Annotated in this window: 12 protein-coding genes; 6 read left to right on the top strand and 6 right to left on the bottom strand. The window is 45.4% G+C overall.

The window, feature by feature from the left end; all coding sequences use genetic code 11:
* Positions 1–24: 24 nt before the first annotated feature.
* Positions 25–774 (top strand): potassium channel family protein, encoded by a 750-nt coding sequence (locus MSG35_RS16480; protein ID WP_248384566.1) that lies wholly within the window; start codon positions 25–27, stop codon positions 772–774.
* Between the two features lie 51 nt (positions 775–825).
* Here MSG35_RS16480 and MSG35_RS16475 read toward each other — a convergent pair whose 3' ends face one another.
* Positions 826–2343 carry an inorganic triphosphatase gene (locus MSG35_RS16475; RefSeq protein ID WP_017102953.1) on the bottom strand — a complete coding sequence of 506 codons (1518 nt, stop codon included), beginning with the start codon at positions 2341–2343 and terminating at the stop codon, positions 826–828.
* Between the two features lie 207 nt (positions 2344–2550).
* On the opposite strand from MSG35_RS16475, the gene MSG35_RS16470 reads away from it, so the two are divergent.
* From MSG35_RS16470 to MSG35_RS16460, 3 genes are all read left to right on the top strand, one after another.
* The gene (locus tag MSG35_RS16470; protein ID WP_010434644.1) at positions 2551–3231 is read left to right on the top strand and encodes a TIGR00153 family protein; all 681 of its coding nucleotides are present in this window, start codon (positions 2551–2553) and stop codon (positions 3229–3231) included.
* Between the two features lie 128 nt (positions 3232–3359).
* Complete coding sequence (locus MSG35_RS16465; RefSeq protein ID WP_017061418.1) at positions 3360–4622, top strand: inorganic phosphate transporter; 1263 nt, start codon at positions 3360–3362, stop codon at positions 4620–4622.
* Positions 4623–4827: 205 nt separating this feature from the next.
* Complete coding sequence (locus MSG35_RS16460; protein ID WP_017062917.1) at positions 4828–5439, top strand: TIGR04211 family SH3 domain-containing protein; 612 nt, start codon at positions 4828–4830, stop codon at positions 5437–5439.
* A 111-nt stretch (positions 5440–5550) separates the two neighbouring features.
* Here MSG35_RS16460 and MSG35_RS16455 read toward each other — a convergent pair whose 3' ends face one another.
* Together MSG35_RS16455 and MSG35_RS16450 are read right to left on the bottom strand one after the other, a co-directional pair.
* On the bottom strand, positions 5551–6555 hold the full coding sequence (locus MSG35_RS16455; RefSeq protein ID WP_248384565.1) for a general secretion pathway protein GspB: 1005 nt from the start codon (positions 6553–6555) through the stop codon (positions 5551–5553).
* Complete coding sequence (locus MSG35_RS16450; RefSeq protein ID WP_248384564.1) at positions 6555–8225, bottom strand: ExeA family protein; 1671 nt, start codon at positions 8223–8225, stop codon at positions 6555–6557. Before MSG35_RS16450 ends, MSG35_RS16455 begins: the two co-directional genes overlap by 1 nt.
* Positions 8226–8261: 36 nt before the next feature.
* Here MSG35_RS16450 and MSG35_RS16445 point away from each other — a divergent pair, with 36 nt between their 5' ends.
* Positions 8262–9578 (top strand): multifunctional CCA addition/repair protein, encoded by a 1317-nt coding sequence (locus MSG35_RS16445; RefSeq protein WP_248384563.1) that lies wholly within the window; start codon positions 8262–8264, stop codon positions 9576–9578.
* 92 nt (positions 9579–9670) lie between these two features.
* Here the strand turns inward: MSG35_RS16445 and MSG35_RS16440 are convergent, their stop codons facing one another.
* The 3 genes from MSG35_RS16440 to folB are packed head-to-tail and all read right to left on the bottom strand — an operon-like array spanning position 9671 to position 11328.
* Entirely contained in the window at positions 9671–10474 is an 804-nt protein-coding gene (locus tag MSG35_RS16440) for an undecaprenyl-diphosphate phosphatase (RefSeq protein WP_010434624.1), read from the bottom strand.
* A 15-nt stretch (positions 10475–10489) separates the two neighbouring features.
* The gene (folK, locus tag MSG35_RS16435) at positions 10490–10972 is read right to left on the bottom strand and encodes a 2-amino-4-hydroxy-6-hydroxymethyldihydropteridine diphosphokinase (RefSeq protein WP_017061413.1); all 483 of its coding nucleotides are present in this window, start codon (positions 10970–10972) and stop codon (positions 10490–10492) included.
* On the bottom strand, positions 10969–11328 hold the full coding sequence (gene folB / locus MSG35_RS16430; protein ID WP_004735969.1) for a dihydroneopterin aldolase: 360 nt from the start codon (positions 11326–11328) through the stop codon (positions 10969–10971). Before folB ends, folK begins: the two co-directional genes overlap by 4 nt.
* Positions 11329–11466: 138 nt before the next feature.
* Between folB and plsY the strand changes: the two genes are divergently transcribed.
* Positions 11467–12063, top strand: coding sequence for a glycerol-3-phosphate 1-O-acyltransferase PlsY (gene plsY / locus MSG35_RS16425; RefSeq protein WP_009847793.1), 597 nt, complete (start codon positions 11467–11469; stop codon positions 12061–12063).
* The last annotated feature ends 26 nt before the right edge of the window (positions 12064–12089 follow it).

Below are 12089 nucleotides of genomic sequence, written 5' to 3'. Positions count from 1 at the left end.
CGATTTATTTTGAGCCTCGTATGAATGTTGAATAATACCAAAGACGCCACCAAGCCGATGAGCTTATTGTCACTGATTCTCTCTTTCTTAGCGTTATTTGTGATCTCAGGCTTATTGTTCGTACCGATCGATAAAGAATCGAAACAAGTCCTTATCGGCCTCGATTTTATAATCTGTAGTGTTTTTCTTTTTCAGCTCACAATTGATCTATTCAGATCACAAAACAAAAAAGAATTTCTAAAAGTACACTGGATCGATTTCTTAGCAAGCATCCCAATGATCGAGCCTCTTCGTTTCGCTCGCATTTTTCAGATCCTGCGTGTGATTCTTGTGCTTCGCTCGGGAAAACGTGTTTTCAGAGAGCTATTCCGCAACCGTAAAGAAACCACCCTCGCCTCAATTATATTGTTACTGGTCATTCTCCTGACCATCGGAGCGGGAACAATATTGCTGTTAGAACACAAAGATCCCACTGCCAACATTACCACTGGCCAAGATGCTTTATGGTGGGCTTTCGTTACCATCAGTACGGTGGGATATGGCGATCATTATCCAGTCACGAGCTCCGGAAAATTAGTCGCCTCTCTGGTGATCATTTGCGGTGTAGGTGTGTTTGGTATGATTTCCGGCTTGATTACTTCTTTGATTACCTCCCCAACTCACCATGAGAATCAACGAGCGGAAAACAAAGAGAAACACCTTGAGAAGATCATCGAGCAGCAACAAAAGATCTTAGAGCGACTCGAAAAGCTTGAGCAACAAACAAAAAAATAGGGCCGGAGCCCTATTTTCAAATTCATACTTCTATTGATACAGGTATCGAGTTTAGTCTTGCCAGTATGGCTCAACCTCAACACTGATTTGGCGTGTCTGTTCCATCGCATGCAGAATGGACACTTCTTGACGAGCCAGCCAACGCTCTAGCTGAACCTTCTCATCACCTTCTAACTTCTCAGTCAAAGGCTCCAGTGTTTTAAGTGCCAGCAAATCATCAATGCCTTGCACCATATCGGCCCATGGCAATCGGAAGCTGTTTCGTTCAGCGTCATCATATAAACTCGCGAAACCAACACCAGAATACAGATTACGCATCAAACGGTATTGCTGCTCAATATACGCTTGGCTGGTCATCACTCGCTCTGGCGGGAAAGCTTCCATCAAGTCTGCCCATGTGCGATCGAGTTGCTGCACGGAAAACCATTCGATACCGCGACCCATTTGCTCACGCGCTTTCTCATCTAAGAAAGGCTGCCAGCCACGAGACAAGATCCAACGGCTCAAATCTAACAATAAACCGGTGTAACGAGCAGAGCTCAGCAAGGTAAGCAGATCTTCACGATCTGGCAGTTGCTCTTGCATCTCTTTAAGCTCAGCGACTAAGAACTTACGCGCATCTAGTTTACGCAGCACGTGTCCTTTATCTTCCAGCAAGTCTTCAAAGTGATCGTAGCTTTTCAACCAGTCGAGCTCTTGCTCAAGCCACTTCAACTCTTGACGTAAAATAGCACTCGCACGTCTAGGGACAATGCCACCATAAATGGTGAAAGTCTGGCGGATAAAACTCAGCGAGTGACTGATCTCGTGTAGCGCTTCAATCGATTGGCGCTCAGTGAAAATCTGCTCGTGATAGTGCCAATGAGCGAGAGCATGCTCTAAAGATTGAATGAAACACGATTCAACGGTATCACTTTTGTCAGTATCAACTAAGGTCAAAGGAGTGACTTCATCTCCTTGATAACCTTGAGCAAGGCGGTAACCCTTAGCTGCTTTGCTTAGGTTACCCAAACGCATACCACCTTGTTCGCAGAATTGGCGAGACAATGTAAATAGTGCATCCGTCTGACCGGATTTAAGTTCCAATTCAACTTCGCAAATCGGTTCTTGCAGGTCGCCTGATTCAACAAAGCCTTGATCGAATGCGACCTCGACTTGGCTACCATCAGGCATACCAATCAACCACTGCTCACGCGTGAAGTTAGTAGAGAACAGAGGAGTCAGCTCAGCTTGCAGCGTTTCGATGTCTTTACCTGCTGGCCAGATATCCTCTGGGTGCAAGGCTAGCTTAGGTTCGTTGCTGTCGTGCTCTGCATTGTATTCAGGCCTTTGGTGCAGGCCAGCAACCACACGACCAGCAGTCTTTACGGTTTGTACAAATACGTCATCAAAGCGTCGAATGCGTAAGCCTGTATCGTGCTTACGTAGCCAGTTGTCAGCGGTGTCAAAGTAGATGTTACCTAGCTCACGACAACTGTGCTGAAGTACTTTAGTTTCAGCAATTTTATTGCGTAAAGTCTCTGAAAATTCAGGAGAAACAAAAAACTTCAGTTCTATCTCGGTTTCCATAGTTATACCTTTCTGTGAAGATAGGGACAGGATATTGCCAATTTGAAAAGTCGGCAAGTCAGAAATATCGCCCTTATGATGATCTAAAACAGTTTTAATGAGAGATTGATTAGGTTAACATGCGCGACTTTGTAGCCATCGCTTAACATTTCACCATGAATATGGTGTATGTTGTTTTAAGGTTATTATTTATTAGGTTGGATGACCATGCCAGTAAATACAATTATGGGGTTATTTGCAAAGTCCCCAATTAAACCTTTGCAGCGTCACGTAGTATGCGTGAACGAATGTTGTTCTCACCTAGTTAATTTCTTTGAAGTTTCTTCAAAAGGTGACTGGGAAAAAGCATCAGAAATTCGAGCTCAAATTTCTCACCTTGAGAAAGAAGCTGACGTACTAAAACGTGAAATTCGCCTTAAACTTCCTCGTGGTTTGTTTATGCCAGTTGATCGCACCGATATGTTGGAGCTATTAACGCAACAAGACAAACTCGCAAACCTAGCGAAAGACATTGCTGGCCGTGTATATGGTCGTCAACTTGTCATTCCTGCTCCAATGCAAGAAAACTTCATCGCTTACGTTAAACGTTGTCTAGATGCAGCGAACCAAGCACAAAACGTAATCAATGAATTAGACGAATTACTTGAAACTGGCTTTAAAGGCCGTGAAGTAACACTCGTTGCCGAAATGATTCATCAATTAGATGTAATTGAAGATGACACGGATGCGATGCAGATCGAACTACGCCAACAACTAATGGCAATTGAAGGCGATCTGAATCCAGTTGATATCATGTTCTTATACAAAATTCTTGAATGGGTTGGTGGTATTGCAGATCAAGCACAGCGTGTAGGCGCTCGTCTTGAAGTAATGCTTTCTCGATCTTAAATCATACGTTAACCATATAACGAAGAGCATTTTTTGAACAAACCACTTATGCGCTGAGTATTCCTCTCGCTGAGCGGTTTTTTGCGTCTAAATTTGTTCCGCTTGTTATCAAACAACTAGGTATTACGATGGATATCCTTGCTAACTACGGCACTGTCCTGATTATTGTTGCAGCAGCTTTCGGTTTCTTGATGGCTATTGGTATTGGTGCAAATGACGTTGCGAACGCAATGGGCACCTCAGTAGGCTCTAAAGCTCTAACCGTTAAACAAGCGATCATTATCGCAATGATCTTTGAATTCGCAGGTGCTTACCTTGCGGGCGGCGAAGTAACAGACACGATCCGTAAAGGTGTTATCGAAACGTCTCTATTCGCTCATCAACCAGACGTACTTGTGTACGGCATGATGTCAGCACTTCTTGCTGCTGGTACATGGCTACTTCTCGCTTCTTACATGGGCTGGCCTGTTTCTACGACTCACTCAATCATCGGTGCAATCATCGGCTTTGCGTGTATTTCTGTGGGTACTGAAGCTGTAGACTGGAACAGTGTTCAAGGTATTGTGGGCAGTTGGATTATCACACCCGTTATTTCCGGCTTCTTCGCTTACGTCATATTTGTAAGTGCTCAACGACTGATTTTTGATACAGAGAACCCGCTATTTAACGCGAAACGCTTTGTACCGGTATACATGTTCATTACAACAATGGTAATTGCACTTGTAACCATCAAGAAAGGTCTTAAGCACGTTGGTCTGCACCTAAGCAACACTGAAGCATGGGTTTGGGCTGCAGGCGTTTCTGCGCTTGTTATGATCGGCGGTTACCTATACATCCAGAAGAAATTCGCTAACCGCGAAGAAGACCACGGCTTTGCAGGTGTTGAAGGCATCTTCTCTGTACTAATGGTTATCACAGCTTGTGCGATGGCATTTGCACACGGTTCAAACGACGTTGCGAACGCGATTGGTCCACTGTCTGCTGTTGTATCAACCGTTGAGCACATGGGTGAAATCACAGGTAAGAGTACGATCGCATGGTGGATTCTTCCTCTAGGTGGTTTCGGTATCGTTGTTGGTCTTGCAACAATGGGTCATAAAGTAATGGCAACCGTTGGTACTGGTATTACAGAACTAACACCTAGCCGTGGCTTTGCTGCACAACTTGCAACGGCATGTACGGTTGTACTAGCTTCAGGTACTGGCCTTCCAATCTCTACTACACAAACACTCGTTGGTGCAGTATTAGGTGTTGGTTTTGCTCGTGGTATCGCAGCACTAAACTTAGGCGTTGTACGTAATATCGTGGCTTCTTGGATTGTGACATTGCCAGCTGGTGCTCTACTTGCTGTTGTGTTCTTCTACGGAATTCAAGCTGCGTTTACTATGTAATCGCGACTGCGTTAGTGAATACTAGCGTCAGAACAGTGTGAGCTTCAGTAACGATATGTAAATGCCATGTCATTATTGACTCAAACGCACAGAAAGGGAGGCTTTGCCTCCCTTCTTTGTTGCACCGCATAAAGAAACTAAATATTATTTGCTGATTGAGGCTGACTCATACGCCTACCCAATTTGAATCGTTAAGGGATTTACTGTGAAAAAACTGATTAGCTTAGTTTTGTTCGCAATGCTTGCGGCTCCAGCTGCCTTTGCACAAGACCGTTATATTGCTGACAAACTATTTACTTATATGCATTCTGGCCCAAACAACACATTCCGTATCATCGGTAGTGTTGATGCTGGTGAAAAGATTACATTCCTACAAACTAACAAGAGTACGGGTTACACCCAAATTCAAGACAACCGTGGCCGTAAAGGTTGGGTTGAAAGCAAGTTTGTAAGCACTCAAGAAAGCATGGCACTGCGTATGCCTAAGCTAGAAAAAGAGCTGACGGAAGTTAAAGGCAAGCTAGCGAATGCTCGTCAGAGTGCTGACAGCGAAAAAGCTGGCCTAGCAAGCTCTCTAGATTCTCGTAACAAGCAGATTGCTGAACTAGAACAGAACTACAGTGAAATTAGCCAACAGCTAACGAGCTCTCAAACAGAGAACCGTGAACTGCGCGCTAAGCTAGACACTCAGAAAGACGACCTGCTATTGAAGTACTTTATGTACGGTGGTGGTGTTGCGGGTATTGGTCTACTTCTAGGCCTTGTTCTGCCACACATCATGCCTCGTCGCAGAAAGTCACCAAACGGCTGGGCGTAAGCTAACCGCTTTACTTGCCTTTCACTAAGGTAAATCCAGTAGCGAATATCAAAAAGGAGCACCGAGGTGCTCCTTTTTATTTGTCTGTTATCTAAATACGTATAGAACGCGCTAACCTTTCCACTCGTACAGAGCTGGGATTTCTATCTTCTGTTGATTGAACTCTATGATCACTGATTGTGGCTTAATCTCCAGTAATTGAATGTCTTGTCCAATCCAATCTCCTTGCGCCACTTCTTGACCGTTCACTTTTACCCAACGCTTGGTTTCGCTACTCGAGTACATATGAGTTTGCAGGTCTAACTTAGGCAATACTCCTGATAAGCTATTGGTGTGCGTTTCTAACTCAATGACCTGAGAACCTCTTTGCCCTGCTGGTCTAGAGTCCATCGGCTCAGGAGCGCTTTGTTGCTCTCCCATAATGGATTCAAGCTTCAATGCCAAATCAGGTGGCAACTCACTGAGGTCTAGCCCTTGCAGCAGATCACTGTCCGATTGTAAGTCACTATTTGCTTGCTGATCAGTGCTTGATTGCCGATCAGTCGTTTCATCACTCGCGCCTGGCTGAACGGTTGGTTGAACAGGTGACGATTCAGAACTGGCTGTCATTTGAGTGTTGTTATCAGCATTCGCTAAGATCACAGCTGAGCCACCAGCGGTGTTTGCACGATTAGCGCCAGAATCAATCTGTGCATACATCTCTTGCCGTGGCAATGCTTTCAACGATTGGCTCGCAGGTGCAGGACGAACGGCGAACAAGGCATCCTCTTCCTCTGACACGTCACCCATGCTTGCTATATCAGCATCCGCAATTTCAGGCTCAACGTCTGATTCAGTTTTTAATTCTGGTAGAGCGACATTGGCAGCTTTGTTCACTGGTTCTTGTTGTTGGCTATACGATTGATAAGCCAGAACGCCACCTACCAATAAAGAAGGAACCAAGATTAAGAGTAGCCCCATCGCTAACGATGAACCTCGTTTGTTACTCATCCCTTTTGCAGAATTAGGAACATGATGATTCTGGTAGCCTTTGAAGCTTGGTTTGCTAAGAGAGTGCTGATTAATAGACGACTGTTTTCCAGAGGAGTGTTTAAGTTCGTGCATAATACGTGACATTAGCTTTCGCCCCCTTCTAGTGACATCAGCTTAGGCGAATCGAGTTGAGCTAATCTCTGCAATCTTGCTAAGGTACGCTTACCTGCAATGCCATCAACCGACATACCCTGCCAAGTTTGAAATGCTTCGATTTTCATTTTTAACTCATAATCAAATACATCACTACCGGAGACAACCTCTCCTAACACTTCAGAAAGCAGTAGATCAAGCAAAGCAACCGCTTCACCTTGATAGCCCTCTTTGAGGGTCTCTCGCAGCGGCTGTTTCCAAATAGCGACATAATCGCCTTGCCAGATTTGCTCTAAGGATTGCTTCGGCATCACCAGGAGCTTTTCATTCACTAGTAACTCGACAGCATCCTCAGACACACCATATAGCACAGCAAACACTGGCTTTTGGTCTATGTCGAGATTAAGTACCACAGGAACACCAAGCTCTAACAAGGTATCCAAATTGGCCTGCTGCTGCTCGCATACAAAAACACTCTGTGGCTCACTTAAGCACAATCCATCACGCAGTGAAGATTGATATCCCCACAGCGTATACAAGTCTTTGATAGCAAGAGAACGATTGGTCCCCTGCATCAAATGTTGTTGAATGTGTTGTGGCAATTCAAACTTGGCAGGTTTTGGCTCGGCAACCAACTTAGGAACATCTGATACCAAAGAACGCTGAGTACGTGCTAACACTTCAGTCTTCGCTTCACCTGAAGTTTCAGCAGATAGCCATGAATTGATATAGCTTGGAGCGAAGTTCAAGGTCGCTATTGCAAGACCAACGCTTAACGTCGCAATCCCTGCGTATTGGAATAACTTAGGCGCGACACGAGAAGTTAGAGATTTCTCGACGTGATACACATCAGCCTGAAAGGACATAACCTGCTGACATGCTCGGTTAACCGTTTCATTGCTCGGTAGCTGCTCTCCATCATGAAAAGCCAACTGCAGTGCTTTGTCACACACCAAGTTAATGAGCCTTGGAATACCATGCGTATATTGAGCAATCAGCTTGATAGAACGGTTCGAAAACAACATCTGATCGCCACCCGCCGTCTCCAAACGAAACGCAATGTACTTACCGGTCTCTTCAATATTGAGAGGCAATAAATGATAACGCCCTGTAATACGCTGCGCCAATTGACGCAGTTGTGTGGTCTGCAAATGCTGTTGTAATTCAGGTTGACCAACCAATAATACTTTTAATAGCTTACGACTGTCGGTTTCCAAATTAGTTAAAAGGCGAAGCTGCTCCAACACATCGGCAGCAAGGTGTTGAGCTTCGTCTATCACCAATAAGGTTTGAATGCCCTCTGCATGGCTATCCAATAAGAAGTAGTGAATCGCCTGACTCAGCTGCTTCAAGGATGCTTGTTCTGGATACTCGACCTCAAACTCATCGCAGATAGCTTCAAGTAAATCCGTATTGGAAAACGTAGGGTTAAGTATAAGGCCAGCCTGAGTATGGCTATCCAATGAAGACAACATCGCCTTAGCGACCGTTGTTTTCCCTGTACCAACCTCACCAGTAAGCATCGCAAAGCCCCCACCCTCGCCTAGACCGGCTTGTAGGTTCTGCATCGCTTCTTGATGGCGCTGACTCAAAAACAAGTAGCGAGAATTTGGTACAATCGAAAATGGCATCTCAACGAAGCCAAAATATTCCTTATACATGTGCTGCCCTATAATTACGATTAATGGAAAGTACCATTGCTTGCAGTAAAGTCCAGCAGTGATAAAACATTTCGAGGTGATAAGTTGCAAATTTACGATAGCCTACCAAAAGACAACGGGCTACAACGCTATCTAGTCGGTGGAGCAGTGCGCGATAAGCTGCTCAATATTGACAGTTATGATAGAGACTGGGTCGTGGTAGGGAGTACCCCTCAAGAGATGGAAAACCTTGGCTTTACTGCTGTGGGAAAAGATTTCCCCGTATTCTTGCACCCAAAAACCAAAGAAGAGCACGCACTGGCTCGCACTGAGAGAAAATCCGGTTCCGGTTACACAGGCTTTGAGTGTTACTTCGCGCCAGACGTGAGTTTGGAAGAAGACCTGATGCGCCGAGATCTGACCATCAACGCCATTGCTCAAGATGATAAAGGCCAACTTTACGATCCTTACCATGGTCAGAAAGATCTCTCAGATCGTGTTTTAAGGCACGTTTCAGACGCTTTTGTTGAAGACCCTCTTCGTGTACTGCGTGTGGCTCGCTTCGCCGCCAAGCTTCACCATCTTAACTTCACGGTTGCACCTGAAACCATGGATATGATGAGTGAGATCGTCCAATCCGGTGAGCTGGCACACCTTACTGCAGAACGAGTTTGGCAGGAGTGGCATAAGTCTCTTAGTACGCCGCACCCTGAAGTGTTCCTCGCTGTATTAAAAGAATGTGGTGCATTGGCAGTCGTATTACCTGAGATTGACGCTCTATTTGGCGTCCCTCAACCTGAAAAATGGCACCCTGAAATCGACACGGGTATTCACACTCTGATGGTTGCTCAGCAAGCTGCACTATTAAGCCCATCGTTACCGGTACGATTTGCCGCTCAAGTGCATGACTTAGGTAAAGGCGTCACGCCAGAAAGCGAATGGCCAAGCCACAAAATGCATTGCCACACAGGTTTGAAAATCATTAAAAAATTGTGTGAACGAGTCAGAGTGCCCAATGAGTTCAGAGACCTTGCGTTGTTAGTGTGCGAGCAACATTCTAATATCCACCGCGCAGGCGAGCTCAAACCAACCACCTTTCTCAAGGTTCTCAATAAGTTTGATGTTTGGCGTAAGCCAGATAGACTCGACGATATACTGCTTTGCTGCCAAGCCGATCACGCAGGCCGAAAAGGATTAGAAGATCAGCCTTATCCTCAAAAAGCTCGTTTTGAAGTGGCTTACCAAGCGGCGCTGCAAGTCGAAGTAAAAGCGATCATTGCCGATGGTTTTAAAGGCAAAGATATTCGAGAAGAACAAGAGAAACGCAGAGCCGTCGCAATTGAAAGCGCCCTATCAGAACTCGCTAGCAGTTAATCGTCACCGCACTAACTAAAACGCATTAAAAAGCCCGCTGTTGAGCGGGCCTTTTGTTTCAATCTTTACAGCGAGACCGTTGTCCGCGTCTGTTACTGCATCATCAAGAAAGCAAACAGACCACAACCTAGAATCAGGCGGTAGATAACGAACGGTGTCATGCCCATACGAGAGATAAGCTTCAAGAAGAAATGGATACAGATGTAAGCACTGATGAAAGACACCGCAACGCCCGTTAGCAAAGTGCCAACATGGATTGGGTCACCGCTTGTCACCAACTTAAGACCTAAATAACCACCAGCCAGAGTGATGATTGGGATAGACATTAGGAAAGAGAATCGAGCTGCCGCTTCACGAGTGAAACCAAGGTAAAGCGCCGCGGTAATGGTTGCGCCAGAACGAGACGTGCCCGGAATGATCGCCATTGCTTGAGCAAGACCAATAAACAGCGCCTTTTTCCAACCCGCTTGGTATTCGTCATCGCGCAGGCTTGAGTTCTTGTCCACCCACCATAGCAATAGACCAAAGATAATCGTTGTCGTCGCGATCACCCACGCACTGCGCAAGTAAAGCTCAACAATATCTTTCATCAACAAACCAAAGATACACGCAGGAATCGTTGCGAGAATGATCATCCACGCTAACTTCGCTTCTTTACTGCGATCGCCTTTAAACACTGAACCAAAGAATGCGCTCAACAGAGAGACCACTTCTTTACGGAAATAGATAACCACAGCTGCCAAAGTACCAACGTGGACAGCCACATCAAAAGCCAAACCTTGATCTTCCCAGCCTAAAACAGCAGAAGGAAGAATTAGGTGTGCAGAACTGGAAATAGGTAAAAACTCAGTAAAGCCTTGCACCAACGCCAATATAAACGCTTCAAAATAACTCATTACTTACCTTAAAAATTATAGTTTTATATCTACGACAGAGAGCGAGTCTAATTGCTGCATCTTCTGCCATATTTCACTGACGGTTCTTCCGTCTTGCGGGATCACTCGCGCAGGACAAAGATCATAAAGCGGTTGTGTTACAAAAGGATATTTGTAGATATCACTGCGTGGTAATTCTGGTTCACGCTCAGAAACCTCCTCTCCAAACAGCACAATATCAAGATCGAGTTTTCGATCTTGTAGTTTGTGCGCATCTTGAGAGCGACCCCATTTAAACTCAATTTTACGCAGCTGCTGTGAAAATTCAGTCAATGAGAGTGACGTGTCGAGCTCTATCACAAAGTTATAAAACGGATGGCTATTAAAACCGACGGGCTCACAGTGATAGATTTTAGAGCATTTAAGGTTAGTCCCTAACGATTGAAGCTCTGTCCATGCCACCCTTGCATGCTTATCGCGGTCTATGTTCGTGCCAACACCAACATAGGCTACTGTCATGCTTGACCTCGTTCGATGATCACGCCAACGGCTTTTGCTTGTGGCACTGCGCCAGGTTTCGCTAAGCGGATTTTAATCCACGGCACAGAGAATTGAGTCATGATCAATTCAGCGACTTCTTCAGCCACACGTTCAACCAATAGGAATCGGCCATTCGCAATGTGGTCAAGCACAGCTGTACTCACAGTCGAGTAGTCCAGAGCATCAACTACATCATCACTCTTACCCGCTGGGCGGTTGTCATGAGCCATTTCAATATCAAGCACAAGTTTTTGTTTAATCTCTTGTTCCCAATCGTAAACACCGATCGTTGTAATTACTTCTAGCTGTTCAATGAAAACTTTATCCAGTGCCATGACTTGTCCTTTTAGAGGTCGGATACCCATATGGGGGAAAAAAACGTATTATTTGCGTAATTCGAGATATGATATCAATTACTCTTGGATTGAGCATTATTTTCCCATCGTTAGGCTTATAACCGTTTAAGGAAAGACATGACCCCATTGGCACTAATCATGATCATTGCAGCCTATTTGCTAGGTTCAATCTCTAGTGCGGTCTTGATATGCCGAGTCTTAAGACTTCCTGATCCAAGAACGGTAGGCTCCAATAACCCGGGAGCCACCAATGTACTGCGCGTTGGCGGTAAAGGCGCAGCAGCAGCCGTCCTCCTGTGTGACATGCTGAAAGGCACTATCCCCGTCTGGCTTGGCTACTACCTTAAGATCGACCCAATCATTTTAGGGGTTGTGGCAATTGCGGCGTGTCTGGGCCATATGTATCCGATCTTCTTCCACTTCAAAGGTGGTAAAGGCGTCGCAACCGCACTCGGAGCCATCGCCCCAATAGGGTTCGATCTAACCGGAATGATCATGGCGACTTGGTTAGTGGTCGCGTTTTTGTTTCGTTACTCTTCTTTAGCCGCACTGGTTACAGTTTTGCTCGCACCTTTCTACGCTTGGTTAGTCAAACCTCAATACACATTGCCAGTAGCCATGTTGTGCTGTTTGATCGTGTTACGTCACCACCAGAATATCCGCCGCCTACTCGATGGCAGCGAACCAAAACTCGGACAAAAAAAATCGGCTTAAACTGTCACGTCTAAGCCGAACCATAA

This window comes from Vibrio sp. 1CM23M (genome assembly GCF_023161755.1).
Lineage (GTDB): Bacteria > Pseudomonadota > Gammaproteobacteria > Enterobacterales > Vibrionaceae > Vibrio > Vibrio coralliirubri.
This window is presented reverse-complemented; position numbering and strand designations above follow the sequence as displayed.

Bases quoted from the DNA above. Each gene is read 5' to 3' on its own strand.
- MSG35_RS16480 (WP_248384566.1), top strand. From the start codon at position 25: ATGTTGAATAATACCAAAGACGCCACCAAGCCGATGAGCTTATTGTCA.
- MSG35_RS16475 (WP_017102953.1), bottom strand. From the start codon at position 2,343: ATGGAAACCGAGATAGAACTGAAGTTTTTTGTTTCTCCTGAATTTTCA.
- MSG35_RS16470 (WP_010434644.1), top strand. From the start codon at position 2,551: ATGCCAGTAAATACAATTATGGGGTTATTTGCAAAGTCCCCAATTAAA.
- MSG35_RS16465 (WP_017061418.1), top strand. From the start codon at position 3,360: ATGGATATCCTTGCTAACTACGGCACTGTCCTGATTATTGTTGCAGCA.
- MSG35_RS16455 (WP_248384565.1), bottom strand. From the start codon at position 6,555: ATGTCACGTATTATGCACGAACTTAAACACTCCTCTGGAAAACAGTCG.
- MSG35_RS16450 (WP_248384564.1), bottom strand. From the start codon at position 8,225: ATGTATAAGGAATATTTTGGCTTCGTTGAGATGCCATTTTCGATTGTA.
- MSG35_RS16440 (WP_010434624.1), bottom strand. From the start codon at position 10,474: ATGAGTTATTTTGAAGCGTTTATATTGGCGTTGGTGCAAGGCTTTACT.
- folK (WP_017061413.1), bottom strand. From the start codon at position 10,972: ATGACAGTAGCCTATGTTGGTGTTGGCACGAACATAGACCGCGATAAG.
- folB (WP_004735969.1), bottom strand. From the start codon at position 11,328: ATGGCACTGGATAAAGTTTTCATTGAACAGCTAGAAGTAATTACAACG.
- plsY (WP_009847793.1), top strand. From the start codon at position 11,467: ATGACCCCATTGGCACTAATCATGATCATTGCAGCCTATTTGCTAGGT.